General features: G+C 74.0%; 24 protein-coding genes. 13 read left to right on the top strand and 11 right to left on the bottom strand.

Going from position 1 to position 26,726, the window contains the following annotated elements:
* Nucleotides 1-68: 68 nt before the first annotated feature.
* The 4 genes from ABFY03_RS18585 to ABFY03_RS18570 are packed head-to-tail and all read left to right on the top strand — an operon-like array spanning nt 69 to nt 4,321.
* Complete coding sequence (locus ABFY03_RS18585; RefSeq protein ID WP_346170406.1) at nt 69-968, top strand: DUF6457 domain-containing protein; 900 nt, start codon at nt 69-71, stop codon at nt 966-968.
* Nucleotides 938-2,227, top strand: coding sequence for a molybdopterin molybdotransferase MoeA (locus ABFY03_RS18580; protein WP_386723638.1), 1,290 nt, complete (start codon nt 938-940; stop codon nt 2,225-2,227). The genes ABFY03_RS18585 and ABFY03_RS18580 overlap by 31 nt, the downstream gene beginning before the upstream one ends.
* Nucleotides 2,215-3,306: a potassium channel family protein gene (locus ABFY03_RS18575; RefSeq protein ID WP_319011484.1), complete on the top strand. Its 1,092-nt coding sequence runs from the start codon at nt 2,215-2,217 to the stop codon at nt 3,304-3,306. Before ABFY03_RS18580 ends, ABFY03_RS18575 begins: the two co-directional genes overlap by 13 nt.
* A 34-nt stretch (nt 3,307-3,340) precedes the next feature.
* A complete protein-coding gene (locus ABFY03_RS18570; RefSeq protein ID WP_346170405.1) occupies nt 3,341-4,321 on the top strand; it encodes an NAD(P)H-quinone oxidoreductase in 981 nt (326 codons plus the stop codon).
* Between the two features lie 93 nt (nt 4,322-4,414).
* Here ABFY03_RS18570 and ABFY03_RS18565 read toward each other — a convergent pair whose 3' ends face one another.
* The 6 genes from ABFY03_RS18565 to ABFY03_RS18540 form a co-directional block, all read right to left on the bottom strand.
* Nucleotides 4,415-4,966: a bacterial proteasome activator family protein gene (locus ABFY03_RS18565; protein ID WP_346170404.1), complete on the bottom strand. Its 552-nt coding sequence runs from the start codon at nt 4,964-4,966 to the stop codon at nt 4,415-4,417.
* A gap of 98 nt (nt 4,967-5,064) precedes the next feature.
* Nucleotides 5,065-7,926: an FtsX-like permease family protein gene (locus ABFY03_RS18560; protein ID WP_346170403.1), complete on the bottom strand. Its 2,862-nt coding sequence runs from the start codon at nt 7,924-7,926 to the stop codon at nt 5,065-5,067.
* Complete coding sequence (locus ABFY03_RS18555) at nt 7,923-8,666, bottom strand: ABC transporter ATP-binding protein (RefSeq protein ID WP_319011480.1); 744 nt, start codon at nt 8,664-8,666, stop codon at nt 7,923-7,925. Before ABFY03_RS18555 ends, ABFY03_RS18560 begins: the two co-directional genes overlap by 4 nt.
* An 88-nt stretch (nt 8,667-8,754) precedes the next feature.
* Nucleotides 8,755-9,435: a PadR family transcriptional regulator gene (locus tag ABFY03_RS18550; protein ID WP_319011479.1), complete on the bottom strand. Its 681-nt coding sequence runs from the start codon at nt 9,433-9,435 to the stop codon at nt 8,755-8,757.
* A gap of 98 nt (nt 9,436-9,533) precedes the next feature.
* Entirely contained in the window at nt 9,534-10,466 is a 933-nt protein-coding gene (locus ABFY03_RS18545) for a hypothetical protein (RefSeq protein WP_319011478.1), read from the bottom strand.
* A 79-nt stretch (nt 10,467-10,545) separates the two neighbouring features.
* Nucleotides 10,546-12,192: a protein kinase domain-containing protein gene (locus ABFY03_RS18540; protein ID WP_346170402.1), complete on the bottom strand. Its 1,647-nt coding sequence runs from the start codon at nt 12,190-12,192 to the stop codon at nt 10,546-10,548.
* A gap of 292 nt (nt 12,193-12,484) precedes the next feature.
* Between ABFY03_RS18540 and ABFY03_RS18535 the strand changes: the two genes are divergently transcribed.
* Complete coding sequence (locus ABFY03_RS18535; RefSeq protein ID WP_319011476.1) at nt 12,485-14,170, top strand: protein kinase domain-containing protein; 1,686 nt, start codon at nt 12,485-12,487, stop codon at nt 14,168-14,170.
* Nucleotides 14,171-14,177: 7 nt separating this feature from the next.
* Here the strand turns inward: ABFY03_RS18535 and ABFY03_RS18530 are convergent, their stop codons facing one another.
* The 3 genes from ABFY03_RS18530 to ABFY03_RS18520 form a co-directional block, all read right to left on the bottom strand.
* On the bottom strand, nt 14,178-15,194 hold the full coding sequence (locus ABFY03_RS18530) for a phosphotransferase (RefSeq protein ID WP_319011475.1): 1,017 nt from the start codon (nt 15,192-15,194) through the stop codon (nt 14,178-14,180).
* A 15-nt stretch (nt 15,195-15,209) separates the two neighbouring features.
* Nucleotides 15,210-15,641 carry a pyridoxamine 5'-phosphate oxidase family protein gene (locus ABFY03_RS18525; protein WP_319011474.1) on the bottom strand — a complete coding sequence of 144 codons (432 nt, stop codon included), beginning with the start codon at nt 15,639-15,641 and terminating at the stop codon, nt 15,210-15,212.
* 176 nt (nt 15,642-15,817) lie between these two features.
* On the bottom strand, nt 15,818-16,477 hold the full coding sequence (locus tag ABFY03_RS18520; RefSeq protein WP_319011473.1) for a response regulator transcription factor: 660 nt from the start codon (nt 16,475-16,477) through the stop codon (nt 15,818-15,820).
* A 342-nt stretch (nt 16,478-16,819) separates the two neighbouring features.
* On the opposite strand from ABFY03_RS18520, the gene pdhA reads away from it, so the two are divergent.
* The 6 genes from pdhA to ABFY03_RS18490 all read left to right on the top strand — a co-directional run bounded on the left by pdhA (nt 16,820) and on the right by ABFY03_RS18490 (nt 22,967).
* A complete protein-coding gene (gene pdhA / locus ABFY03_RS18515) occupies nt 16,820-18,001 on the top strand; it encodes a pyruvate dehydrogenase (acetyl-transferring) E1 component subunit alpha (protein WP_319011472.1) in 1,182 nt (393 codons plus the stop codon).
* Between the two features lie 2 nt (nt 18,002-18,003).
* A complete protein-coding gene (locus tag ABFY03_RS18510; RefSeq protein WP_319011471.1) occupies nt 18,004-18,984 on the top strand; it encodes an alpha-ketoacid dehydrogenase subunit beta in 981 nt (326 codons plus the stop codon).
* A 13-nt stretch (nt 18,985-18,997) separates the two neighbouring features.
* Entirely contained in the window at nt 18,998-20,401 is a 1,404-nt protein-coding gene (locus tag ABFY03_RS18505) for a dihydrolipoamide acetyltransferase family protein (protein WP_319011470.1), read from the top strand.
* 75 nt (nt 20,402-20,476) lie between these two features.
* Nucleotides 20,477-20,944: a hypothetical protein gene (locus ABFY03_RS18500; RefSeq protein WP_346170401.1), complete on the top strand. Its 468-nt coding sequence runs from the start codon at nt 20,477-20,479 to the stop codon at nt 20,942-20,944.
* A gap of 59 nt (nt 20,945-21,003) precedes the next feature.
* On the top strand, nt 21,004-21,654 hold the full coding sequence (locus ABFY03_RS18495) for a GntR family transcriptional regulator (RefSeq protein WP_319011468.1): 651 nt from the start codon (nt 21,004-21,006) through the stop codon (nt 21,652-21,654).
* Nucleotides 21,651-22,967 (top strand): MFS transporter, encoded by a 1,317-nt coding sequence (locus tag ABFY03_RS18490; RefSeq protein WP_346170400.1) that lies wholly within the window; start codon nt 21,651-21,653, stop codon nt 22,965-22,967. The genes ABFY03_RS18495 and ABFY03_RS18490 overlap by 4 nt, the downstream gene beginning before the upstream one ends.
* Before the next feature lie 3 nt (nt 22,968-22,970).
* On the opposite strand, the gene ABFY03_RS18485 is transcribed toward ABFY03_RS18490, so the two are convergent.
* Entirely contained in the window at nt 22,971-23,798 is an 828-nt protein-coding gene (locus ABFY03_RS18485) for a maleylpyruvate isomerase family mycothiol-dependent enzyme (protein ID WP_319011466.1), read from the bottom strand.
* Nucleotides 23,799-23,961: 163 nt separating this feature from the next.
* On the opposite strand from ABFY03_RS18485, the gene ABFY03_RS18480 reads away from it, so the two are divergent.
* Nucleotides 23,962-24,768 (top strand): carbon-nitrogen family hydrolase, encoded by an 807-nt coding sequence (locus ABFY03_RS18480; RefSeq protein ID WP_319011465.1) that lies wholly within the window; start codon nt 23,962-23,964, stop codon nt 24,766-24,768.
* The gene (locus ABFY03_RS18475; protein ID WP_319011464.1) at nt 24,765-25,889 is read left to right on the top strand and encodes an SMI1/KNR4 family protein; all 1,125 of its coding nucleotides are present in this window, start codon (nt 24,765-24,767) and stop codon (nt 25,887-25,889) included. The genes ABFY03_RS18480 and ABFY03_RS18475 overlap by 4 nt, the downstream gene beginning before the upstream one ends.
* Nucleotide 25,890: 1 nt before the next feature.
* Here ABFY03_RS18475 and ABFY03_RS18470 read toward each other — a convergent pair whose 3' ends face one another.
* Nucleotides 25,891-26,703, bottom strand: a complete 813-nt coding sequence (locus ABFY03_RS18470; protein WP_319011463.1) for a histidine kinase — start codon at nt 26,701-26,703, stop codon at nt 25,891-25,893.
* Nucleotides 26,704-26,726: the final 23 nt, after the last annotated feature.

Here is a 26,726-nt window from a genome sequence, read left to right as displayed (position 1 = left end):
GCACCCGGCCCGTCTCACCAGGAGACCGGCCGGGGCGCCGGCGGGCGGCGGCGGACCATACTGCTGGGGTGACCACCGCATACGACGCCGTCGTGCTCGCCGGGGGCGCCGCGCGGCGCCTCGGCGGCGCGGACAAGCCCGGGCTGCGGGTCGGCGGCCGGGCCCTGCTCGACCGGGTGCTCGCCGCCTGCGCCGCGGCCCGCCGGACCGTGGTCGTCGGCGACGCCCGCCCGACCGTCCGGCCCGTCCGCTGGACCCGGGAGGAGCCGGTCGGCACCGGCCCCGTCGCCGCCCTCGGCGCCGGAGTCCAGGCGCTCCTCGACGCGGACCCGGCGCCCGCGGAGCAGGCCCCGGAGGTCCTGCTCGTCCTCTCCGCCGACCTGCCGTTCCTCGGCGAGGCGACCGTCGGCCGGCTCCTTGCCGCGCTCGCCGCCGTGCCGGACGCCGAGGCCGCGCTCCTCACCGACGCCGACGGGCGCGACCAGCCGCTGGTCGCCGTCTACCGCACCGGACCGCTGCGCCGCGCGCTCGACGGGCTGCGGCACGCCCGGCACGGCCTCGACGACCTGCCCCTCCGGCGCCTCACCGGCGGACTCCGGATCGTCCGCGTCCCGGTCGGCCCCGACGAGCCCGCGGCCTCCTTCGACTGCGACACCTGGGAGGACATCGCCACGGCCCGGGCCCGCATCAGGGACCATGGAGCCGTGCTGGACGAATGGATCACCGCAGTCAAGACCGAACTGGGCCTCGACCTGGACGTCGACACCGGCGTCCTGCTCGACCTGGCCCGCGACGCCGCCCACGGCGTCGCCCGCCCCGCCGCGCCGCTGACGACCTTCCTCGTCGGCTACGCCGCGGCGAAGGCCGCCGAGGACGGCACGGCCCCCGCCGAGGCGGTCGCCGAGGCCGCCCGCAAGGCCGCCGCGCTCGCCCAGCGATGGGCGGCCGAGCAGGACGAGGCCGGATGACCCAGGGGCAGCACCGCGCCACCCCCTGGCCCGAGGCACGCGCCCGCGCCGCCCGCGCCGGAGCCGGGGCCCGGGCGGCCACGGCACGTCCGCCCGTCCGCGTACCGCTCGGGCAGGCCCTCGGCCGGGTCCTCGCCGAACCGCTGCGGGCCCTCACTGACCTGCCCTCCTTCGACAGCTCCGCCATGGACGGCTGGGCGGTCGCGGGACCGGGCCCCTGGACCGTGCGCGAGGAGTCCGTCCTCGCCGGGCACGCCGGGGCCGCCGCCCTCGCCGCCGGTGAGGCGGTACGCATCGCCACCGGCGCCCGCGTCCCCGCCGGCGCCACGGCCGTCGTCCGCAGCGAGCACGCGCGTACGGAGGCTCCGGCGGACCCCCGGGCCGGAACGGTTCTGCTGCACCCCCTCCGTGCGGTCGTGACCGGGCAGGACATCCGCCCCCGGGGCCAGGAGTGCCGCGTCGGCGACGAACTGCTGCCCGCCGGCACCGTCGTCGGCCCGGCCGTGCTCGGCCTCGCGGCCGCCGCCGGCTACGACGAGCCCGCCGTGCTGCCCCGCCCCCGGGTGGAGATCCTCGTCCTCGGCGACGAACTGCTCACGTCCGGACTCCCCCACGACGGGCTGATCCGGGACGCGCTCGGCCCGATGCTCGGGCCCTGGCTGACGGCGCTCGGCGCCGAAGTCCTGGCGACGCGCCGGATCGGCGACGACGCCGAGGCCCTGTACGACGCGGTCACGGGCTCCGCCGCCGAACTCGTCGTCACCACCGGCGGCACCGCCGCCGGGCCCGTGGACCACGTCCACCGGGTCCTCGACAAGGCCGGCGCCACGCTCCTCGTCGACGGCGTGAAGGTCCGCCCGGGCCACCCCATGCTGCTCGCCCGGCTGGACGCCGGACGCCACCTCGTCGGCCTGCCGGGCAACCCGCTCGCCGCCGTCTCCGGCCTCCTCACCCTCGCCGCGCCCCTCCTGGCGGCACTCATGGAGGAGCAGGCCGAAGCCGCTGAGGCACCCCGGTTCCCCGTCCGTGACGCCGTCCAGGGCCACCCGTACGACACCCGTCTCGTCCCCGTCGTCCACCGGGACGGGACCCTCGTGCCCCTGCACTACAACGGGCCCGCCATGCTGCGCGGCATCGCCGCCGCCGACGCCATGGCCGTCGTCCCGCCCGGCGGCGCCGAGCCCGGCCGGCGGCTGGCCCTGCTCGCCCTGCCCCGGCCGACCGAGACGCCGTCCGCCCAAGGAGCATGTTTCACGTGAAACTTCCCAGTCGTGACGTCATGGCCCGCCACGCCGACGAAAAGGTCACCGGCGCGCGGATCCATCTCCCCAGCCGGAGCGTGGACCCGCTCCGCCAGGTCGGACGACGGCTCCTGATGGCCCTCGGGGTCCTCTTCCTGACCGTCCTCATCGTCTACGCCGACCGCGACGGCTACCACGACAACGCCAACGGCACCGTCGACTTCCTCGACGCCGCCTACTACGCGACCGTCACCCTCTCCACCACCGGATACGGCGACATCGTCCCGTTCAGCGACTCCGCGCGGCTCGTCAACATCCTGGTGATCACGCCGCTGCGCGTGCTCTTCCTGATCATCCTGGTCGGCACCACCCTCGAGGTCCTCACGGAACGGACCCGCGAGGAGTTCCGCCTCAAGAAGTGGAGGTCCCACTTGCGCGACCACACCGTGATCGTCGGCTTCGGCACCAAGGGGCGATCCGCGATCCAGACCCTCTGCGCCACCGGTCTCCGCAAGGACCAGATCGTCATCGTCGACCCCTCCGGCAAGGTCATCGAGGCGGCCAACCTCGACGGCTTCGTCGGCGTCGTCGGCGACGGCACCCGAAGCGACGTGCTGCTCCGGGCCGAGGTCCAGAAGGCCCGGCAGATCGTCATCGCCACCCAGCGCGACGACACCGCCGTCCTGGTCACCCTGACCGCCCGCCAGCTCAACCGGGGCGCGAAGATCGTCGCCGCCGTCCGCGAGGAGGAGAACGCGCCGCTGCTCCGCCAGTCCGGCGCCGACGCGGTCATCACCAGCGCCTCCGCCGCCGGCCGGCTGCTCGGCCTCTCCGTGCTCAGCCCCAGCGCGGGCACCGTCATGGAGGACCTCATCCAGCAGGGCTCCGGCCTCGACCTCGTCGAGCGCCCGGTGACCAAGGCCGAGGCGGGCCGGAGCGTCCGCGAGACCGACGACCTGGTGGTGAGCGTGCTGCGCGGCCACCGGCTGCTCGGCTACGACGACCCGCAGGCCAGCCCGCTCCAGCTCACCGACCGGGTCATCACCATCGTCCGGGCGGCCCCGGTCACCCCGCTCACCACACCGCCGGAGGACTGAGCGGCCGCACCGGGCCCGGAGTAGCCTCGCCGCCATGCATGCGATCACGATTCCGGAACCCGGTGGGCCCGAGGCCCTCGTCTGGGCCGAGGTGCCCGATCCCGTGCCCGGCGAGGGCGAGGTCCTCGTCGAGGTGGTGGCGAGCGCCGTCAACCGAGCCGACGTCCTCCAGCGGCAGGGCTTCTACGACCCGCCGCCCGGCACTTCGCCCCACCCCGGCCTGGAGTGCGCCGGGCGGATCACGGCCCTCGGCCCCGGCGTCTCCGGCTGGTCGGTCGGCGACGAGGTCTGCGCGCTGCTCGTCGGCGGCGGCTACGCCCAGCGGGTGGCCGTCCCGGCCGGCCAGCTGCTGCCGGTGCCCAAGGGCGTCGACCTGGCCACGGCCTCCGCACTCCCCGAGGTGGCGTGCACGGTCTGGTCCAACGTCTTCATGATCGCCCACCTGCGGCCCGGCGAGACGCTGCTCGTGCACGGCGGCGCCAGCGGCATCGGCACGATGGCGATCCAGCTGGCCAAGGCGGTCGGCGCGAAGGTCGCGGTCACCGCCGGCAGCCCGGAGAAGCTGGCCCGCTGCGCCGAACTCGGCGCGGACGTGCTGATCGACTACCGCACCCAGGACTTCGTCGAGGAGCTCCGCGCGGCCACGGACGGCGCGGGCGCCGACGTGATCCTGGACATCATGGGCGCCAAGTACCTGGACCGGAACATCCAGGCCCTCGCCGTCAACGGCCGCCTCGTCGTCATCGGCCTCCAGGGCGGCGTCAAGGGAGAGCTGAACCTCGGGGCGCTGCTCGCCAAGCGGGCCGCCGTGATGGCGACGACCCTGCGCGCCCGCCCGCTCCAGGAGAAGGCGGCGATCGTCGCGGCCGTCCGGGAGCACGTGTGGCCGCTGGTCGAGGGCGGCACGATCCGCCCGGTCGTCGACCGGACGCTGCCGATGCCGGAGGCCGCCGAGGCCCACCGCGTCCTGGAGTCCGGCGCGCACGTCGGCAAGGTCCTGCTGCTCGCGCCCTGAGGCGCCGCGTCCCTTCCGGCGCCCCGGGCGGTACGGAGACGGGCCCGGCGCACCCGCGGTGCGCCGGGCCCGTCACGGACCGGGGGAAAGGCCCTACAGGTAGGGCCCCGAGCCGACCGCGCGCCCGTGACCGCGGCCGCCCTCGTCGTCATCGTCGTGGGACGCGCCGGGCGGCAGGGCCCGCCGCATCTGCTCCAACTGGGCGCGGGCCGCCATCTGCTGGGCGAACAGCGCGGTCTGGATGCCGTGGAAGAGGCCCTCCAGCCACCCCACCAACTGGGCCTGCGCGATCCGCAGTTCCGCCTCGGAGGGAATGGCCTCGTCGGTGAACGGCAGCGACAGGCGCTCCAGTTCCTCCACCAGCTCCGGCGCGAGACCGTCCTCCAGCTCCTTCACCGAGCTGGCGTGGATCTCCTTCAGCCGGACCCGGCTGGCCTCGTCGAGAGGTGCCGCCCGCACTTCCTCCAGAAGCTGCTTGATCATGCTGCCGATCCGCATGACCTTCGCAGGCTGTTCGACCATTTCCGTCACCGGGACCTCGCGGGGTTCGTCGTCGCCCTCGGCGCCGCCGAGAGCCATCCCGTCCTGTCCCACGATGAGGACCTGGGGGGTCTCCGGCGACCTGTCATTCCTCGGCATCTCCATGCCGCCATTCTCTCGCACACATGCGTCACCACCAGGTGTGCCCGGGGAGGAGGGTGATCCACCCTCCTCCCCGGGCACGGTCGGGGCACGGAACGGTGTCAGGTCGCCGCGCGGCGGGCGACGGCCCCCTTGGACCGGGTCACCAGCGCGGCGAGCAGGGCGGCGCCGAGCGGGACGGCGACGAGCAGGGCCGCCAACGTCTCCCAGGGCACCACGATCGGCACGTACGGCGGGGTGAGGTCGCCGCCCCAGCCCTCGGCGACGGTCTGCTCGTGGAAGCGGATCCGCTCGCGCTCCTCGGTGAGCCGCAGGCCGACCGCGGGCAGCAGGCCGGCGACGGAGCCGAGGACGACGCCCATGGCGGCGACCACCCCGCACTGGAAGCCGCTGAGGGTGCGGCGGACGCGCGGCGGGGCGCCGACGGCGGCGAGCGTCTTCAGGTCGGCCTCGGCGTCGGCCTGGGCGAGACCGGTGGCGATGCCGGCGGCGCCGATGGTGACCAGACCGGCGAAGACGGTCAGCGCGAGCAGGAAGATGCTGTCGTCGGAGACGTACCCCTCCTCGATGACGAGGTCGACCCCCGCGCCGATCGAGGCCAGTTCGGCGTCGAGCTTCTGCCGCTGCTCGGTGTCGGGCAGCCGGTCGGTGCTGAAGTAGGCGCCGACCGGGGCGGTGCCGAGACCGGCGGCCTTCGCCGTCGCGGGCGTCATCAGCACCTGGAGGCCGTAGGTCTTGGTGTCGGACGTGACCAGGTGGGCGGGGACGGAGACGACCTTGCCCGGGGCGGGCTTGTTCTCCATCGACGCCTTCTCGGCGGCCTTCGGGTCGGTGATCTGCTTGATGCCGATCGTGCCGTCCTTGGCGACCAGCGGCTTCTGGAAGGTGACGGCCTTTCCGGCGGCGAGCGCCTCGACGGCGCCGGGGGCGTCGATGCCGAGCACCCTCAGGAGGCGGGCGTCGCCGACGAGGAGACCGCCGTCGACGTAGACGCCGCCGCCCTCGTCCTGCTTGCAGCGCCAGTCGTCGCGCAGCATCGTGCGCCGCTGTTCGGGGGTGTACTTGAGCGAGGGGTCGCTGCCGTCGGTGGTCGGCGCCCACATCGGGCAGACGTTGGCCGGCGGCACCATCACCTCGTAGCGGCCGCAGCCGGGGCCCTCGCCCCAGGCGGAGCAGCCGGGCTTGCCGACGGCGACGCGGGACACGTCGGCGCGGGTGTCGACGGACACGTAGCGCTGGACGGCGTCGGCGACGGCGCGGACGTCCCGGCCGCCCTCCTCCATCTGGAAGAAGGAGACGGCGCCGTGGGGCAGGCTGGCGGTGTACTCGGCGCGGTACTGGGCGTCGCTGCTCGACGTGTACGTGGCGACGGCGACCGTGCCGGCGACGGCGGCGAGGACGGCGGCGACCGCGGGAGCCGTACGGCCCCGGTTGCGGACGGCGTCGCGGAGCGCGAGCCGCGGCGAGAGCGGCAGCCAGCGGCCGGTCCGCCCGAAGAGCCCGACCAGGGCGGGGGTCATGGCGACCACGCCCAGCTCGGCGATGGCGGAGCCGCCGGCGACGATGACGAACTGGTCGGTGACGACGGAGCCGTAGAGGGCGATCGCCGCGCCGAGGAGCAGCGCGATCAGGCCGAGGACGGGCAGCACCCGGCTGGTGGAGCGGACGCCGCGGCGGCCGGTGAGCGAGGCGAGGACGGTCTGCCGGGAGGCGGTGACGGCCGGGACGACGGCGGCGAGCAGGCCGGTGAGGACGGCGAGCAGCGCGATGCCGAGGAGTTCCAGCGGCCGGACGTCGAAGGCGCCGAACCGCTGCCCCAGGTAGTCCTCCAGGAGCGGTTGCAGGGCAAGGGTGAGGACCAGGGCGAGGACCGTGCCGACGACGGCGGCGGAGACGCCGATGACGAGACCGCCGCTGAGCACGATGGCGCGGATGTGGCTGCGGGAGCCGCCGTTGGCGCCGACCAGGCCGAGCTGGCGGCGGGAGCGGCGGGCGCCGACCGCGAAGGCGGGGCCGGCGAGCAGGCAGATCTCCAGCATCGCCAGGCCGACGACGGTGGCGACGGAGGCGAGCAGCATGGCGTCGGCGCCGTCGCTGGACCGGTAGTCGCCCCAGCCGGACCGCTGGTAGAACGGGACCTCGGAGTCGGCGGGCGGGTCGAGCAGGACGGCCCGGGAGACGACGAGGACGCCCTTGGTGTTGATCTCCTTCACGGTGTTCCACGTGAAACCACCGGCGCGCTGCACCAGGTAGGTGGTGGCGGCGCCGGGGCCGGGCGCGCCCGCCTTCTCGGCGGCCTTCGCGTACGGGGCGAGGAACGCTCCGGGCAGCGCGGTGATCTGCGCGGTCGTCAGGGTGTCGGGCAGCTCGTAGGAGCCCACGATCCGGTACGGCCGGTCGAAATTGCGAGCGGAAACGGTCGAGCCGATCGAGAGGCCGCTGCGCTCCAGGAAGGCGGAGGTGGCGATCACCTCGTCGGCCTTCTTCGGATAGCGGCCGTCGAGGAGGGTGGTGATGCCCTTCGCTATCGGATCGTCGGCCTTCAGCTCGCGGACGTCGGTCTGGAGCAGGCCGTGCACGGTGGTCAGCTTGGCGCCGCCGACCGTGTCGGTGATCCAGCGGGAGCCGGCCGGGATGACCTTGCCGGGGTCGGTGGTGCCGCTGGGCCAGGGCGTGTTGTCGTCGTCCTTCTCGGGGACGGCGTTGTCGCCCTGCGGGGTCTGGAGGAGGGGGGCGCCGCCGAAGCCGGCGTCGCGGAAGGCGGCGTCGGCGGTGCCGATGGACCGCTCCAGCCGTTCCGGGACGGAGAGTTCGGCGCTGCGGATGGTGAGGTCGGCGGCGCTGACGCCGAGGATCGGCAGCGCGATCATCGCGAGGACGAGCGAGCTGCGGCCCTTGGCGCGCCAGGCGTCGCGGCGGGCGATGCGGACGGCCGCCCGCCAGGAGTGGAGCCAGGTCTTCACGCCTCCGCCACCCGGCCCGTCAGGAGGGAGTCGGCCTCGCTGCGCACGGTCTGGTCGACGATGGCGCCGTCGCGCAGGAAGACGACCCGGTCGGCCCAGGCGGCGAAGCGCGGTTCGTGGGTGACGAGGACGCCGGCGGCGCCCGCGTCGCAGCGGGAGCGGAGCAGGGCGAGGACGGACTCGCCGGTCTCGGAGTCGAGGGCGCCGGTGGGTTCGTCGGCGAGGACGAGACGGCGGTCGCCGACGAGGGCGCGGGCGATGGCGACGCGCTGCTGCTGCCCGCCGGACATCTCGTCGGGGAAGCGGTCGGCGAGGTGGCCGAGCCCCATCTCCTCCAGCGCGGCGAGGGCTTCGACCCGCGCCTTGCGGGCGGACACCCCGTCGAGCTCGCGCGGCAGGGAGACGTTCTCGGCGGCGGTCAGGGCCGGGATGAGGTTGTAGTCCTGGAAGACGTAGCCGATGCTGCGGCGGCGCAGCGCGGCGAGTTCCTTGAGCCCGGCGGTGGTGATGTCGGTGCCCTCGACGACGACCTGCCCGGAGCTGGGGGTGTCGAGGCCGCCGGCGATGGTGAGGAGGGTGGACTTGCCGGAGCCGGACGGGCCCATGACGGCGACCAGTTCGCCGGGGTGCACGTCGAGGTCGATGCCGCGCAGGGCGTGCACCTCGGTGGCGCCGGACCCGTGGACCCGGGTCAGGTTCTGCAGGCGCAGCACGGGCTGCGCGTCGAGCGGTGTGGACATGAAGGGTCCCCCTAGGGTGCGCGGAGAACGCACGGTGAGCGGTGTGGTGGAAGAACGGACGGAGTCGTACGGGGGCGAGGGCCCGTCGTCAGCGGCGACGGCCCACGGCCCCGCCCCCGGAGGCCACCCCCGACCCGGCCCCCACACCCCCCGCCTCCGTCCCCGCCCCGGGCGCGGGCCGGACTCCCGGCCCGGGCCCCGGTTCGGCGGCGGTGGCGGGTGCGGTGGCGGAGAGGCGGATCAGCCGGGACTCGCAGTGGTCGAGCCAGCGGGCCTCGGCCTCGGTCTGGAAGATCAGCTGCTCCAGGACGAGGAGCCAGGCGACGTCGTCGCGTTCGCGGGAGCCGCCGCCTTCGAGGGCGGCGAGGGCCTGGGCCTTGAGGCGGGTGTAGTCCTGCATGGCCTTCACGGTGTGGCGGCGCTGGGACTGGATCACCTCGCGGATGTCGACTCCCGGCGCCCCGACGGCCATGGCGAGTTTGATGGCGAGCTCGTCGCGGGCGGGGCTGGTGCGGTCCACGGGCTGTTCGAACCAGGTGTGCAGTTCGGCGCGGCCGGCGTCGGTGATCGCGTAGAGCGCGTGGCCGGCGCCGTCCTCGCCGCTCTGGGCGACCAGGCCGTCCCGTTCGAGGCGGCCCAGGGTCGTGTAGACCTGCCCGACGTTGAGGGGCCAGGTGGAGCCGGTGCGGGACTCGAACTCGGTGCGCAGCTGGGAGCCGTAGCGGGGGCCGTGTTCGAGGAGGGCGAGGAGCCCGTGGCGGATCGACATACCGAGTATGTATACCGGGTATGCCGACGGGGACAACCGTCGTGAGGGGGACCCGGAGGGTCCGCCTCAGGGGGGACCGGGCGGGGCCGGGAGGGGGGTCAGCGGCGGCGCAGCCGGAGGCCGAGGAAGCCGAGGCCGAGGCCCATCAGGGTGAGCCCCACACCGAGGGTGAGCAGGGGAACGGGCTGGTCGGAGGCGGTGGCGCCGTTCCGGACGGTGAGCTGGGGGGCGGCGGCGGGGCGGCTGGCGCGGGCCGGTGCCGGGCGGACCGTGGACTCCTCCTCGGGTACCGCGGCCTCCTCCTCGGGGAGGCGGTCGGCGGTGGATTCTGTAGCGGTTCTGTCACGTGAGGGGTCGGCGGAGGCGTCGCTGCCGGCGGGGTCCGGTTCGGGGCGGCCGGGCCGGGTGCGTCCCTCCGCGGCGGGCCGCCCGGCGAGGGAGGGGGAGCCGGTGGGCGTGGGGGCGTCGCTGGTGGCGGCGGCCGGCTTCCCGGGGCGGGGGGCGCCGGACCCGGCGGGGTCGGTGGGGGCGCCGGGGGTGCGGAGGGAGGGGCTGACGGGCGCGGTGGTGCCGGGGCCGGTGCTCGTGCCGGTGCCGGTGGGCGTGCCGGTGGGCGTGGGCGGTCGGCTGGTGGCGCCGGATCCGGGGGGCGTGCCCGTTCCGCCGGTCGCGGCGGGGGTGGAGGCGGGGGTGCCGGTGGACGGCGTGGCCGGGGCGGTGGTGGTGGCCGCGGCGGGGCCGTGCGCGGGTCCGGCGGTGGGGCCGTGCGCGGGGGCGGCGGCGCGCCCGGCGGGGGTTCCGGAGGCGCCGGCGGCGGGTCCCGCGGGGGGCTCGGCGGCTTCGGCGAGGGCCGCGCCGGAGATCCCGTACAGGGTGAAGGCGCAGGCCAGCGCGGGTCCGAGGGCGGTTCTCCGGAGGCCGGGGAGGGACCGGGCGGCCCGTGCCGCCCGTGTCCGCGCCCGTACGCGGCGGTGTCCGCCACTACTGCCGCCGCTGCCGCGTCTGCCGGTCCCGCCGCGTGTGGGAGTCACCGGGAATCCCTCCCCTGCCGTGCCGCCGAGGTGTCCGACTCAGCGTCACATGGCGGGGCGACCCCGGCATCCGGGGCGGCTACTTCTGGGGGTTGCCGGTGGAGATCTCCAGGGTGAACTCGGCGTCGGCGTCGCTGATGTCCGTGCCGGCCGGCGGGTACTGGGCGAGGATCGTGTCCTCGCCGTAGGTGTTCTCGTCCACCGGGGTCTGCTTCTTGATCTTCCACCCGGCGGCGTGCAGGCAGTCCTTCACCGAGGTGAGGTTCTTGTAGGTGAAGTCGGGCGCCTCGAACTTCGCGGGGTCGTCGCTCGACTCCCGAGGCTCGGTGCACTCCTTCGTCTCGATGGTCTTCGACAGGTCCGGGCCCTTGTGGCCGGGGCCGTCGGTCTGGGTCTGCTCCCCGCCGGTGGTGGCGCCGGCCGTGCCGGTGGCGCCGGTGGCGCCGCCGGTCTCCTTGTCCTTCATGTTGACGGCGGCGATCACGCCGCCGACGGCGATCAGCGCGACGAGGACCGCGCCGACGATCACCGGCATGTTCCGGCGCGGGGCGGCGGAGGGGGCCGGGGCCGGGGTGGGCGCGTAGGAGACGGGCTGCGGGGTCGGGTAGCCGGGGGCCGGCGTGGGCGCCTGCTGCGGGTAGCCGTACGCGGGGCCGGGCGCCGGCGTGGGGGCCGGCGTCGGCGGTCCGTAGGGACCGGGCTGCGGGGTGTGCGCCGGGTAGGGCTGCTGCACCTGCGGCGCGTGCGGCGGCGGGGTCTGGCCGACCGGCGGGAAGACGGCCGAGCCGACGCCCGAGCCGCTGTTCACCGGGCCGCCGGCGACGATCACCGGGGCGGCGGACTGGCCGGCCGCGAGGACCCGCAGGCACTCGTCGCGCATCGCGGCGGCGCTGGGGAACCGCTCGTTCGGGTTCTTCCGCAGCGCCCGGGCGACCAGCGCGTCCATCGCGGGCGTCACCGACCGGTTGACGGAGGACGGGGCGACCGGCTCCTCCTGCACGTGCGCGTAGGCGATGGCGAGCGGGGAGTCCGCGTCGAAGGGGAGTCGGCCCGTCAGCAGCTGAAAGAGCATGATGCCGACCGAATAAAGGTCGGAGCGGGCGTCCACCGCCCGGCCCAGGGCCTGCTCGGGGGAGAGGTACTGCGGGGTGCCGACGACCATGCCGGTCTGGGTCATGGAGGTCACGCCGGACTGCATGGCGCGGGCGATGCCGAAGTCCATGACCTTCACGACGCCGCGCTTGGTCATCATCACGTTGCCGGGCTTGATGTCGCGGTGGACCAGCCCCATCTCGTGGCTGACCTCCAGGGCGGCGAGCACGTCCGCCGTCACCTTCAGCGCCTTGTCGGCGGGCATCGCCCCGTACTGGTGGACGTCGGAGGCGAGCACCGAGCCGAGCGGCTGCCCCTCCACGTACTCCATCACGATGTACGGCATCAGCCCGCCGTCGAGGGTGTCCTCGCCGGTGTCGAAGACCGAGACGATGTTGGTGTGCGAGAGCTTCGCCACGGCCTGCGCCTCGCGGCGGAACCGCTCGCGGAAGGACGCCTCGCGGCCCAGCTCGGTGTGCAGCGTCTTGATGGCGACCTGCCGGTCCAGCGCGCTGTCGTACGCGAGGTAGACCGAGGCCATACCGCCCTCGCCGAGGAGGTCGCGCAGCTGGTAGCGGCCGTTCGCGACCGAACCGCCCGCGTAGCGGCCGCCCTGAGCGCCGTCGTGGCTCATGTCTGCTGTCCCCCTGCGCCCCGAGGCGTCGGTCCGTCGTCTGCGGCCGGACCTCGATATCCCGCCGATTTTCTGGGCCAAGTCTGCCCGAGGCCCCTGACACGTCAAGCCGGGTGCCCGTTCCGTGACCCTCCGTACCGGTGGAGCCGGGCGGGGGCCGGGCGAAACCCGCGGAATTTGCACAGGCGTACACGAGAAGGGTTGGATGGCCGGTCATCGCGAACCGTGATGTCGCACGAAGCCTGTAGCGTGACGACTGACCCACGGCACGGACAGACGACGGCGAGGACTCATGGAACCCGGATCCGACGCAGGTGGCGGTGTGCCCGGCGCTGCCGCGGAGTCATGGGGAGTCGGCCGCGTCGTCGGCGACGGCCGCTACCGTCTGACGCACCGTCTGGGCCGCGGCGGCATGGCCGAGGTCTTCGCGGCCGAGGACGTGCGCCTCGGCCGCACCGTCGCGGTCAAGCTGCTCCGCTCCGACCTCGCCGAGGACCCGGTCTCCAAGGCCCGGTTCACGCGCGAGGCGCAGTCGGTCGCCGGCCTCAACCACCACGCGATCGTGGCGGTGTACGACTCCGGCGAGGACATCGTCGACGGCCGCCCGGTGCCGTACATCGTGATGGAGCTCGTCGAGGGCCGCACCATCCGCGACCTGCTGGTCAGCGCGGAGGCCCCGGGGCCCGAGCAGGCCCTGGTGATCGTCTCCGGCGTCCTGGAGGCGCTGGCCTACTCGCACCAGCACGGCATCGTGCACCGCGACATCAAGCCGGCCAACGTGATCATCACGAACACCGGCGCCGTGAAGGTCATGGACTTCGGCATCGCCCGCGCGCTGCACGGGGCGCAGGCGACGATGACGCAGACCGGCATGGTCATGGGCACCCCGCAGTACCTCTCCCCGGAGCAGGCGCTCGGCAAGGCCGTCGACCACCGCTCCGACCTGTACGCGACGGGCTGCCTGCTCTACGAACTCCTCGCGCTGCGGCCCCCCTTCACCGGCGAGACGCCGCTGTCGGTGGTCTACCAGCACGTGCAGGACATCCCGGTCCCGCCGTCCGAGGTCCGTGGCTCGACGCCGCCGGAGCTGGACGGCCTGGTGATGCGCTCGCTCGCGAAGGAGCCGGACGACCGGTTCCAGAGCGCCGAGGAGATGCGCGGGCTGATCCAGTACAGCCTGGAGATGCTCCAGCAGCAGGGCGGTCACACCGGCACCTGGAACACCGGCCCGGTGACCGTCCACGACGGCGGGCACACGCCCGTGAACGGCATGGCGGCGACGACGGCCATGGGCCACCCGCCGCTCGGCGAGACCGCGCAGGGCCGGATCGTCCCGCTGCCCAACCCCGACGACGGCGGTTACAGCGGCTACAACGGCTACGACGACGGCACGGGCGGCACCGGCGGCTACGGCCAGAACGGCGGCTACGGCGGTGCTGACGACGGCCGGGGCCGGCGGAACAGGATGGTGCTGTTCGCCGCGCTCGCGGTGGTCGCGATCGTCGCCGGCGTCGTCTTCGCGGTGAAGATGGCGGGCGGCGGCGAGAAGGGGAAGAACCCGGTCACGACGCCGACGACGGTGTCGCAGTCGCCGTCCACGGCCTCCGAGGAGCCCACCCCGTCCGAGGAGCCGTCCGAGGACCCGCACACCGACCAGCCGAGCGACACCAGCGGCGGCGGCGACGGCGGCACCACGCAGCAGCCGTGGAACCCGGACCCGACGACGGCCCCGACGACGGCCCCGACGACGACGCCGCCGACCACGGAGCCGACGCCCACCGAGGAGCCGACCACCGAGCCGACGGAGACCGGCGAGCCGACCACGGAGCCGACGGCCACCGAGGAGCCGACGGGCCAGCCCACGGACGGCGGCGACGCCGGCGGCCAGACCGACCCGACCGGCGGCGGCAACGGCGACCCCAACACGCCGCCCACCGACGACTCGGGCGGCGGAGACGCCGGCGCCACGACCCCGTAAGGGCGTCTCAGTCGGAGAAGGCGTCGCGGACGGCGTCGTACTCCCTCGTCCACCACACGGCCAGGGCCGACACCGCGGGGAACTGCGGGTCGGCCCTGCGGTCGTGCAGCTGGTAGCGCCAGCGCAGCGTCCAGAAGTCGTTCAGCCGCTCCCACCACACCCGGTGCACCGCCGCCGCCAGCTCCGTGCCGTCGGCGCCGGTCGCCCGCCGGTACGCGCGCGCGTAGGCCCGCACCTTCTCCAGGTCCAGCTCGCCCCCCGGCCGTACGAAGAAGATCGCGGCGGCCCGCACGGCCTCCTCGGCCCGGGGGCGGACCCCGAGGCGGTCCCAGTCGACGATCGCGGCCGGTTCGGCGCCCCGGTAGAGCAGGTTCAGCGGGTGGAAGTCGCCGTGCACCCAGCCGGCCGTGGCGGGCGCCGGAGGGCGCCGGTGGGCGTGCTGGGCGATCAGCCGGCGGCGTTCCCGCAGCCGGTGCTCGGCGAGCGCGTCGAAGCCGCCGTACGGGCGGTGGGCGCGGGCGAGCCGGATCAGCTCGGCGATGTCGCGGAAGGTGTCCTCGGGGCGGGCGCTGTCGTGCCGGTCGCCGGCCGGCGGGGGCTCCATGACCCGGTCCAGGGTGGTGTGGACGCGTCCGAGGAGGGCGCCGAGGCGGCGGGAGCCTCCGGTGGTGAGCTGGGCGCCGTCCCGGTGCCGTCCCTCGACCCAGGGGTGCAGGGCGTAGCAGCGGCCGTCGATGACGGCGACCGTGCGGCCGCGGCTGTCGGGGAGCGGCGGGGCCACCGGCAGGCCCAGGGCGTGCAGCCGCTGGGTGGCGCGGTGCTGGCGGGTGATGGTGGCCCGGTCGGCGGTGGGGGCGTCCAGGTGCTGCTTGAGGAAGTAGCGGCCGCGGGTGGTGGAGAGCCGGTAGCCGCGGTTGAGCAGGCCCTCGGCGACGGGGACGCAGGACAGGGGCTCGCCGGCGTGCGGGTGGCGACGCAGCAGGGCGCCGACCGGAGGAGCGGGATGTTCAGATGAGCGCGGCACTCCGCAGATGTTAGATCACGCTGCGTGGTGCAGATGTCTCGGTGCGGAACCGGCCGCGGAACCGTAGTCGATGCTGTGCACCGTGACGAACTGGGGTTCGATCCGCAGGTAGACGGGGACGAACGGCTCGCCGTCCACGCTCCTCGGTTCCGGGCCGAAGGCGGCCAGCTCGGCCGGGGTCGGCTCGACGATCTCGGCGGTGCCGGTGAACTGCACCGACCACAGGACGCCGGAGACCGGATCGAGGTCGTCCGCCCCGTAGGCGACCACGCTGCCGCTGCACGCCTGGTGGTAGCCGAGCCCCTCGTGCATGCGGATCACGACGCTGCCGTCGGAGACGATGTGCCGGGCGGGCGCGACGAACGGCATCGCCCGCATGCTCGTGGCGACCCGGCCGTACGACGCACGGCCGAGCAGTTCGATGGCGCGGATCTCCTCGGTGGACATGGTTCCACTCTCCGCCACCGGCACCCCGTCGGGAAAGGGGCCCCGGCCCCCACTCCCCGGGGACATAGGTCCCGAAAACGGACGGCGGGCCCGCGCTGCTCCCTTCGGGCGAGGCCGGCGGGAAAACGGCGCGGACCCGGCGGGGAGAACGGCGCGGACCCGGCGGGCCCGGTGGCTCAGTGGCGCTCGGCCTGCATGCGCGCCACGTACGCGGCGGCCTGCGAACGGCGCTCCATGCCCAGCTTCGACAGCAGGCTGGACACGTAGTTCTTGATGGTCTTCTCCGCCAGGTGGAGGCGCTCGCCGATGGCGCGGTTGGTCAGGCCCTCGCCGATCAGATCGAGGATCCTGCGCTCCTGCTCGGTGAGGTTGGCGAGCTTGTCGTCACCCTTCGGGTTGTTCCCGTCCCGCAGCCGCTCCAGAACCCGCGCCGTCGCCACCGGGTCGAGCAGCGACTTGCCGGCCGCCACGTCCCGGACCGCGTTCAGCAGTTCGTTGCCCCGGATGGCCTTGAGGACGTATCCCGAGGCCCCGGCCATGATCGCGTCGAAAAGCGCCTCGTCGTCCGCGTACGAGGTGAGCATCAGGCATTTGATCGACTCGTCCTGGGAGCGGACCTCGCGGCAGACCTCGACCCCGCTGCCGTCCGGCAGCCGGACGTCGAGCACCGCCACGTCGGGGCGGGTCGCGGGGATCCTGACCAGGGCGTCGGCCGCCGTTCCGGCCTCGCCGACCACCTCGATGTCGTCCTCCACGGAAAGCAACTCGTGGACGCCGCGCCGGACGACTTCATGGTCATCCAGCAGAAATACCCGGATTTTTCCTTCTTCGCGCACGCAGCCAGTCTCACATATTGGCTCTTCCGGTGCCCGGGGTACGCAGGTTACGGTGCCGGATGTTCCGACGACGGTGTCGGGCCGCTGCTCAGCGCGCTGACCTGGGTGAGCTCCCGCTTTTCTCGATTTACTTGGAAATCCAAGCAAAATCGCAGGTCAAGTGGGGTTTCGCAGGAATGCCGCGCTATGGGTAACGTGCCTTACGACGGCGCTCGCCGGGACACCTGTCACGCCGACCCCGGCCGCGTCGCACCCACCCCGTGCGCAGGGTACGGATAAGGCGGAGAGCCGCACTGGCCTTACCGGCGAACCCGGGGGCCGGACCGACGGAGGAGCACGCACGTGACCGTGGAGAGCACTGCCGCGCGCAAGACGACGCGACGCAGCAGCGGCGCCAAGCGCACCACCGGCGCCAGCGCCGGAGCCAAGAAGGCCGACCAGGCCCCGGCCGGGGAGCCCGAGCTCGTTCAGCTGCTGACGCCCGAGGGCGAGCGCGTCCAGCACCCCGACTACGACATCGACCTGAGCGCCGAGGAGCTGCGCGGTCTCTACCGCGACATGGTTCTCACCCGTCGCTTCGACGCCGAGGCGACCGCCCTGCAGCGTCAGGGCGAGCTGGGCCTGTGGGCCTCGCTGCTCGGCCAGGAGGCCGCCCAGATCGGCTCCGGCCGGGCCCTGCGCGACGACGACTACGTCTTCCCGACGTACCGGGAGCACGGCGTGGCCTGGTGCCGCGGCGTCGACCCGACCAACCTGCTGGGCATGTTCCGCGGCGTGAACAACGGCGGCTGGGACCCGAACAGCAACAACTTCCACCTGTACACGATCGTCCTCGGCTCGCAGACCCTGCACGCCACCGGCTACGCCATGGGCATCGCCAAGGACGGCGCCGACTCCGCGGTGCTCGCCTACTTCGGCGACGGCGCGTCCAGCCAGGGCGACGTCAACGAGTCGTTCGTCTTCTCCGCGGTCTACAACGCCCCGGTCGTCTTCTTCTGCCAGAACAACCAGTGGGCGATCTCCGAGCCCATCGAGAAGCAGACCCGCGTCCCGCTCTACCAGCGCGCCCGCGGCTTCGGCTTCCCCGGCGTCCGCGTCGACGGCAACGACGTCCTCGCGTGCCTGGCCGTCACCCGGTCGGCGCTGGAGCGCGCCCGCCGCGGCGAGGGCCCCACCCTGATCGAGGCGTTCACCTACCGGATGGCCGCCCACACCACCTCCGACGACCCGACCCGCTACCGCCGCGACGCGGAGCGCGAGGCGTGGGAGGCGAAGGACCCGATCCTCCGGCTGCGCGCGTACATGGAGAACGAGGGCCACGCCGACGCGGCCTTCTTCGAGGAGCTGGAGGCCGAGAGCGAGGCCCTCGGCAAGCACGTCCGCGAGGTCGTCCGCGCCATGCCCGTACCCGAGCACATGGCGATGTTCGACCACACCTACGCGGACGGGCACGCGCTCGTCGACGAGGAGCGCGCGCAGTTCGCCGCCTACCAGGCGTCCTTCGCGGACGGAGAGGCCGAGTAATCATGGCTGTTCAGAAGCTTCCCCTCGCCAAGGCGCTCAACGAGTCGCTGCGCAAGGCCCTGGAGACCGACCCCAAGGTCGTCGTCATGGGCCTCGACGTCGGCAAGCTCGGCGGTGTCTTCCGCATCACCGACGGCCTCCAGAAGGACTTCGGCGAGGACCGGGTCATCGACACCCCGCTCGCCGAGTCCGGCATCGTCGGCACCGCGATCGGCCTCGCCCTGCGCGGCTACCGCCCCGTCGTGGAGATCCAGTTCGACGGCTTCGTCTTCCCGGCGTACGACCAGATCGTCACCCAGCTGGCGAAGATGCGGGCCCGCTCGCTCGGCACCGTGAAGATGCCGGTCGTCATCCGCATCCCCTACGGCGGCGGCATCGGCGCCGTCGAGCACCACTCCGAGTCCCCCGAGTCGCTCTTCGCGCACGTCGCGGGCCTCAAGGTCGTCACCCCGGCGAACTCCTCCGACGCCTACTGGATGCTCCAGCAGGCCATCCAGAGCGACGACCCGGTCATCTTCTTCGAGCCCAAGCGCCGCTACTGGGACAAGGGCGAGCTCGACACCGAGGCCATCCCCGGCGAGCTCCACAAGGCCCGGGTGGCCCGCGAGGGCACCGACCTCACGCTGGTCGCGTACGGCCCCATGGTGAAGACCTGCCTGGAGGCGGCCGCGGCCGCCGCCGAGGAGGGCAAGTCGGTCGAGGTCGTCGACCTCCGGTCGATCTCCCCGCTCGACTTCGACACCATCCAGACCTCGGTCGAGAAGACCGGCCGGCTGGTCGTCGTCCACGAGGCCCCGGTGTTCTTCGGCTCCGGCGCGGAGATCGCCGCCCGGATCACCGAGCGCTGCTTCTACCACCTGGAGGCCCCCGTCCTGCGGGTCGGCGGCTACCACGCGCCGTACCCGCCGGCGCGCCTGGAGGAGGAGTACCTGCCGGGCCTGGACCGCGTGCTCGACGCCGTCGACCGCTCGCTGGCGTACTGAGGAGAGCACGACCATGACGATCCGCGAATTCAAGATGCCCGACGTGGGCGAGGGCCTCACCGAGGCCGAGATCCTCAAGTGGTACGTCCAGCCCGGTGACACCGTCACCGACGGGCAGGTCGTCTGCGAGGTCGAGACGGCCAAGGCCGCCGTCGAGCTGCCGATCCCCTTCGACGGCACCGTCCACGAGCTGGTCTTCCCCGAGGGCACCACGGTCGACGTCGGCCAGGTCATCATCTCGGTGAACGTCGGCGGCGGCGCGCCCGCCGAGGCCCCGGCCGCGGCCGCTCCGGCACCCGTCGAGACCCCGGCGCCCGCGCCGGAGGCCGAGGAGCCGCAGGGCCGCCAGCCGGTCCTCGTCGGCTACGGCGTGGCCGCCAGCTCCACCAAGCGCCGCGCCCGCAAGACCGCGTCCGCCGCGCCCGTCGCGGTGGTCCCCGAGCAGCTGAACGGGCACGGCACCGTGACCGCCGCGCCCAGGCCGCTCGCCAAGCCGCCGGTGCGCAAGCTCGCCAAGGACCTCGGCGTGGACCTGGCGGCGGTCGTCGCGACCGGCCCGGACGGGGTCATCACCCGCGAGGACGTGCACCGCGCCGCCGCCCCGGCCGCCCCCGCGGCACCGGTCCAGGCGCCGGCCGCCCCGCAGGCCCCGGCTCCGGCCCCCGCCGCTCCCGCCGCCCCGGTCCAGGCGCCCGTCGCCGTCGCCGCCGGCGACGCGCGGGAGACCCGGGTCCCGATCAAGGGCGTCCGCAAGGCCACGGCGGCGGCGATGGTCGGCTCGGCCTTCACCGCCCCGCACGTCACCGAGTTCGTGACCTTCGACATCACGCGCACGATGAAGCTGGTCGAGGAGCTCAAGTCCGACAAGGACATGGCGGGCCTGCGGGTCAACCCGCTCCTCCTCATCGCCAAGGCCGTCCTGGTCGCCGTCAAGCGCAACCCGGAGATCAACGCGGCCTGGGACGAGGCGGCGCAGGAGATCGTCCTCAAGCACTACGTGAACCTGGGCATCGCCGCGGCCACCCCGCGCGGTCTGATCGTGCCGAACATCAAGGACGCGCACGCCCAGACCCTGCCCCAGCTCTCGCGGTCCCTGAGCGAGCTCGTCGCCACCGCCCGCGAGGGCAAGACGACCCCGGCGGCGATGCAGGGCGGCACCTTCACCATCACCAACGTCGGCGTCTTCGGCGTCGACACCGGTACGCCGATCCTCAACCCCGGCGAGTCCGCGATCCTCGCGGTCGGCGCGATCAAGCTCCAGCCGTGGGTCCACAAGGGCAAGGTGAAGCCGCGTCAGGTCACGACGCTGGCGCTCTCCTTCGACCACCGCCTGGTCGACGGCGAGCTCGGCTCCAAGTTCCTGGCCGACGTGGCCGCGATCCTGGAACAGCCGAAGAGGCTCATCACCTGGGCCTGATCGTCCGGTTGGCGTGTTTCACGTGAAACATCCGGTGGTGGCGTCCGTCCACCACCGGATGTTCTGCTGTGCGCCATGGAACTCCGACTCGAACCGCCGCACGGCGTCGGGCCCGTACGGCTCGGCATGACCTTCGACGAGGCCGTGGCCGCCGTCGCGCCCTGGGACGGGGCGCGGAGCCGCGTCCGGCCGGGCACGTGCCGGGGGAGGGTGTCCGCGTCCTGCGGCGGGATCGGGGTCGAGGTGCTGCTGGAGGAGGACGACCGGGTCACCGCCGTCGAGTTGTGGTGGCCGGGCGAGGGGCGGAGCGGTACCTCCCGCGTCCTGCTCGACGGGCGGGACGTCTTCGCGACCCCCGCCGACGACCTCCTCGCCGGGCTCGACGCCCGGGACGCCGACGGGGAGGACCCCTACGTCCCCGGCCTCTCGCTCGGGTTCACGCGGCGGACCTCGCAGGAGGTGCCGCGGCGGCCCGACGGGCTGCCCGTCCACTTCACCTCGGTCCTCGTCGGCGGGGCGGACTACTACGACTTCCGCCTGTAAGGAGTCCAGGATGCGGACGCGGCTGTCAGACGCATACCTGATGTATCTATGCTGTGCGCATGCCCTCAGCGCTCAAGCAGCCGCCCGCCGCCGAACGGGTCTACAGCCACGTCAAGCGGGCGGTCCTCGACCGCCGTTACGAGGGCGGGACCCTGCTCACCGAGGGGGAGCTGGCCCAGGCCGTGGGCGTGTCCCGCACCCCCGTCCGCGAGGCGCTGCTCAAGCTGGAGATGGAAGGGCTGCTGAAGCTCTACCCGAAGAAGGGCGCCCTCGTCCTCGCCGTCTCCGCCCAGGAGATCGCCGACGTCGTCGAGACCCGGCTCCTCGTCGAGGAGTTCGCCGTCCGCAAGGCCGTCCCCGCCCCGCCCGCGCTCCTCACCCGCCTCGAAGAACTCCTGGAGGAGCAGCAGCGGCAGGCAGGAGAGGGAGACCTCGGCGAGGTCGCCGTCACCGACCGCTGCTTCCACGCCGAGATCGTCCGGCACGCCGGCAACCAGATCCTGGCCCGCCTCTACGACCAGCTCCGCGACCGTCAGCTCCGCATGGGCGTCGCCGTGATGCAGGCCCACCCCGACCGGGTCGCCCAGAACATCGCCGAGCACGCCGAGATCCTCGACCGCCTGCGCGCCGGCGACGCGGAGGGCGCCGCCGCCGCCGTCCGCCGCCACCTCGGCCGCGTCGGCAGCCTGGTCCGGGGTGAGGACCGGTGAGCGGCCGCACCGGCTACGGCTCCGCCGTCACCCTCCCCGGCGACCCGCCCGGCGGCCGCCGCGCCGCCCTCGTCTGGGGCGTCGGCGTCGGCGTCTACTTCGTCGCCGTCATCTTCCGCACCTCGCTCGGCGTCGCCGGACTCGACGCCGCCGACCGCTTCCACGTGGGCGCCTCCGCGCTCTCCACCTTCTCCATACTCCAGCTGCTGGTCTACGCCGGCATGCAGATACCCGTCGGCCTCATGGTCGACCGGCTCGGCACCAAGAAGGTCCTCGCCCTCGGCGTCGTCCTCTTCACCCTGGGCCAGCTGGGCTTCGCGCTCTCCCCCACCTACCCGATGGCGCTGGCCTCCCGCGCCCTCCTCGGCTGCGGCGACGCCATGACGTTCATCAGCGTCCTGCGGCTCGGCGGCCGCTGGTTCCCGGCCCGCCGCGGCCCCCTCATCGCCCAGCTCGCCGGCCTCATCGGCATGGCCGGCAACCTGGTCTCGACCGTCGTCCTCTCCCGCGCCCTGCACGGCCTCGGCTGGACCACCACCTTCGTCGGCAGCTCCCTCGCCGGCGTCCTCGTCCTGGTCCTGCTGCTGCTCTTCCTCAAGGACCACCCGGAGGGGTACGAGCCCACCCCGGTCCAGCACGCCGGCGCCGCCTACGTCCGCCGGCAGATCGCCGAGTCCTGGCGCGAGCCCGGCACCCGCCTCGGCCTGTGGGTGCACTTCACCACCCAGTTCCCCGCCATGGTCTTCCTGCTGCTGTGGGGGCTCCCGTTCCTTGTCGAGGCACAGGGCCTGTCCCGCGGCACCGCCGGCGAGCTGCTCACCCTCGTCGTGCTCTCCAACATGGCCGTCGGCCTCGCGTACGGGCAGATCATCGCCCGCCACGGCGGCGCCCGCGCCCCGCTCGCCCTCGGCACGGTCGCCGCCACCGCCCTGCTGTGGGCGGCGACGATCGCGTACCCCGGCGACCACGCCCCGATGTGGCTGCTCGTCACCCTCTGCGCGGTCCTCGGGGCCTGCGGACCGGCCTCCATGATCGGCTTCGACTTCGCCCGCCCGGCCAACCCGCCGGAGCGTCAGGGCACCGCCTCCGGCATCGTCAACATGGGCGGGTTCGTCGCCTCCATGACGACGCTGCTCGCCATCGGCGTGCTGCTCGACGCGACCGGCGACGACTACCGGATCGCCTTCTCCTCGGTCTTCGTCCTCGAAGCCCTCGGCGTCGCCCAGATCCTCCGCCTCAAGTCCCGCACCCACCGGCGCGAACGCGAACGGCTCGTCGCCAGCCGCGTGGAGGCCGTCCACGTGCCGGTGTAGGACTCAGTTCGGCGTCACCGCGAAGTGATCGAGGATCGCGGCCGCCAGGTCCGGGTCGCCCTCGGTCTTGACCCGGTCGGCCACCTCGGCCGGCCGGACCCGGCCGCAGGCCAGACGCACGTACGTCTCCCAGTCCGTCGCCAGCGTCACCGCCGGGCCCAGCGACGGCGCCCCGTCGATCGAACCCCGCCCCTCCGCGTCCACCCGCACCGTCCGCAGGAACTCCACCGGCCCGGTCACGTCCACCACGACCGCCGACCCCGCCGGCGCGCCCGCGTCCTTCGCGACCACCTTCGGCAGCGCCTCCAGGAGGAGGTCCCGCACCACCGTCGCGCCCGGCGAGTCCAGGTTCCCCGGCCGCCCCAGCGCGGTCCGCAGGTCCTGCTCGTGCACCCAGGTGTCGAAGGCCCGCAGCCGGTAGCCCTGCTCCAGGGTCTGCTCCGCGCCCAGCGGGGCCCGGATGACGTGGTCGGGGGAGCGGTTCTCGTTGCGGAGCTGGCGGGCCCGGCGGATCAGGATGTACTCCAGCTCCGAGGTCATCTCCGGCGCCGTGTGGTGCCGCCGGACGTCGACCTGCACCTCCATGTACCGGGCGAAGTCACTGCGCACGTGGTACAGGTCCCGCGGGAGCGAGTGGATCGGCCGCGGGTCGCCGAGCATCTCCGTCTCCATGCCGATCACATGGGACACGATGTCGCGCACCGACCAGCCGGGGCACGGAGTCGCCCGGTTCCACTCGCCCTCCACGAGCGGCTGCACCAGCTCGGCTATCGCTTCGATGGAATGGGTCCAGGCGTCGGCGTAGTTCTGGAGGCTGGGATGGACGGTCACGGGACCCCTCGACGTTCTTCGGTGCGGGCTGAAAACACGACTGGGCGACAGTGGAATGGGAGGCTCGGACGCTAAGTTACGCTCCCCGGGAGCACCCCGGCAGTGCTTTCGTGTGACGATCGTAGGCCGGTGTTGACGGCTTCAACGCCAGGACGGTGGTAGTGTGCGCGCCTCGCTGATCCAGATCGCGGTAGACCCGGACGAACCGGTCGCCGACCGGCGGGCCCGCGCGGCCCGCCTCGTACGGGAGGAACGCGGGGCCGCGGACCTCGTCGTCCTCCCCGAACTGTGGCCCGTGGGCGCCTTCGCCGCCGACCTCTTCCAGCCCGAGTCCGAACCCCTCCACGGCCCCACCTACAAGTCAATGGCTGCTGCCGCCCGCGACGCCGAGGTCTGGCTGCACGCCGGCTCCTTCGTCGAGGCCGCCGGCGGCGCCCTCCACAACACCTCGCTGGTCTTCTCCCCCGACGGCGAACTCGCCGCCTCCTACCGCAAGATCCACCGCTTCGGCTTCGACAAGGGCGAGGCCGTCCTCATGGCCGCCGGGGAGGACCTGGTCACCTTCGACCTGCCGCACCTCACCGTCGGCGTCGGCACCTGCTACGACCTCCGCTTCCCCGAGCTCTTCCGGGGCCTCGTCGACGCCGGCGCCGAGGCGTTCGTCGTCCCCGCCGGCTGGCCCGCCCGCCGCCGCGCCCACTGGCGGCTCCTCGCCCAGGCCCGGGCCGTCGAGAACCAGGCGTACGTCCTCGCCTGCGGCACCGCCGGCAGCCACGCGGGCGTCGAGCAGGCCGGCCACTCGCTGGTCGTCGACCCGTGGGGCGAGATCGTCGCGGAGGCCGGACCCGGCGAGGAGGTCCTGCGGGCCGTCCTGGACCCGGCGAAGCCCGCCGCGATCCGCGAGGAGTTCCCCGCCCTCAAGGACCGGGTCCTCGGCGTCGCCGCGCCGCGCCGGACACGGGTCCGATGAGCGCGACGTCCCGGGACGGCGCCGTCGCCGTCTTCGCCGGGCTCTTCGGGCCCCCGCCCGAAGGGCCCGCGATCCCCGTCGACTGGGCGGCCGTCGAGGCGTGGCTCGGACTGCCGCTGCCCGCCGACTACAAGGCGATCGCCGACGTCTACGGCCCCCTCGACCTCGGCGAACGGCTCTGGATCCAGACGCCGTACGCCCGCGACAGCGAGGGCTTCGACTACGGCCACTTCGTCGAGGAGTCCCGCCGCACGGCCCCCGGCGTCCTCCCCTTCGGCGCCACCCGCACCTCCGGCACCCTCTTCTGGGACACGACCGCCGGCGACGACCCCGACGCCTGGCCCGTCCTCCTCCACGACCCGCACGCCGAGCGCGCCGGCCGCGACCCCTGGCGCCGCCTCGGCGTCACCCTGCTGCCCGCCCTCGCCCTGCTCGTGGACGAGGGCCTGGCCCGGTCCCTCGCCCGCAGCGGCCTCGCCGGCGACTCCGCGGGGCCCTGGACGCCGCCGCCCCGCCGCCCGGCGCCGACCCCGGCGCAGCGCGCCGCGTTCACCGGCGGCGGCACCGGCCTCGACACCCTCACCGCCCTCGTCCCGCCGCCCCCGGAGCCGTACCTCGGGGAACGGGACTGGACCTGGGTGCACGAGCGCCTCGGCACCCGCCTGCCCGCGGAGTACGTCCGGCTGACGGAGACGTACGGCGGCGGCGTCTGGTGCGACTGGCTGCGCGTCAAGCTGCCGCTGGGCACGGGCGAGTACGACCTCGTGGCCTGGGCCCACTGGTGCACCGACAACTACCGCGGCCTGCGCGCGAACTTCCCCGACCGGCACCCGCTGGCCGCCTGGCCGGAGCCCGGCGGCCTGCTGCCCTTCGCGAGCTCCATCGACGGCGACCAGCTGTGCTGGCTCACCGAGGGCGACGACCCCGACGCCTGGCCGCTGATCGTCTTCCCCCGGCACGACCGTCAGGGGCCGCCGCTCACCGGCACCCTCACCGAGGTCCTGCTCGGCTGGCTGCGCGGGGCACTCGTCGTCGAGGGCCTGCCCCGCCTCGCGTACCCGCACGAGGACCCGCTCGACCTGATCACGTACGAGCCCCGGACGGCCCCCCGCAGCCGGTGACTCAGGCCGCCAGTTCCGCCGCGTCCGGGAGGAGGTCCGTCAGGGACTGCCACAGCCGCTTCGGCGTGACCCGGCGCAGGCGGAACGCGCTCTCCGGCGTGACGCCGCCCTCGGCCACCGGCTCCGCCGGCAGCTCCCGCAGCCAGTAGCCCAGCGGCCCGCAGTCCCAGGCCGCCACGGCCCGCGCCACGACGCCCGCCTGACCGCCCTGGCTCCCCTGCCAGGCGGCGGTCACCCGCCACTGCGAGCGCAGCTCGACGATCAGGTCCGCCAGCGGACCGGCCGGGCCGCCCGCCGCCGCCAGCGCCGCCGCCACCAGGGCCCGCTCGTCCGCGCCCGGCGTCGACGCCGCCTTCTCCAGGGCCGCCAGGCCCGCCTCCAGGGCACCGACCGTCGTCTCCACGACCGCCTCGTCCCCCGGCACGTCACCGGACTGGCGGAGCGCGACGAGGTCGGCGAGCGTCCACACCACCGTCCGCGGCTCGACGAGCCGGTAGACGGCCTCGGCCTCGCCCGGCCAGCTCTCGTGGCAGACGACGCTCTCCTCGCCGACGAGGAGCCCGTGGAGCAGCGTGCCCTGCCGGCCGCCGGCCTCCAGGGAGACGATCACGGTCGGCTGGACGACGGTCTTCATCACCGGCAGCAGCAGGGCCGACAGCTCACCGGCGCCGTTGATCAGCCCGGCCTCCCGCAGCTGCGCCTCCGCGCCCGCCAGGGACTCCGGCACCGGCTGCCCGGTCGCCATCTGGGCCAGGACGAACACGTGGTCGTCAGCGAGACGGAAACGGGACCGGGTCACATCGAAGGAAGGCATCTTGTCGCTCATTCGCTTGAAAG

The organism is Streptomyces roseofulvus, from assembly GCF_039534915.1.
Taxonomy (GTDB): domain Bacteria; phylum Actinomycetota; class Actinomycetes; order Streptomycetales; family Streptomycetaceae; genus Streptomyces; species Streptomyces roseofulvus.
The sequence above is the reverse complement of the archived record's forward strand: the minus strand, read 5'-3'. Positions and strand labels throughout refer to the sequence as shown.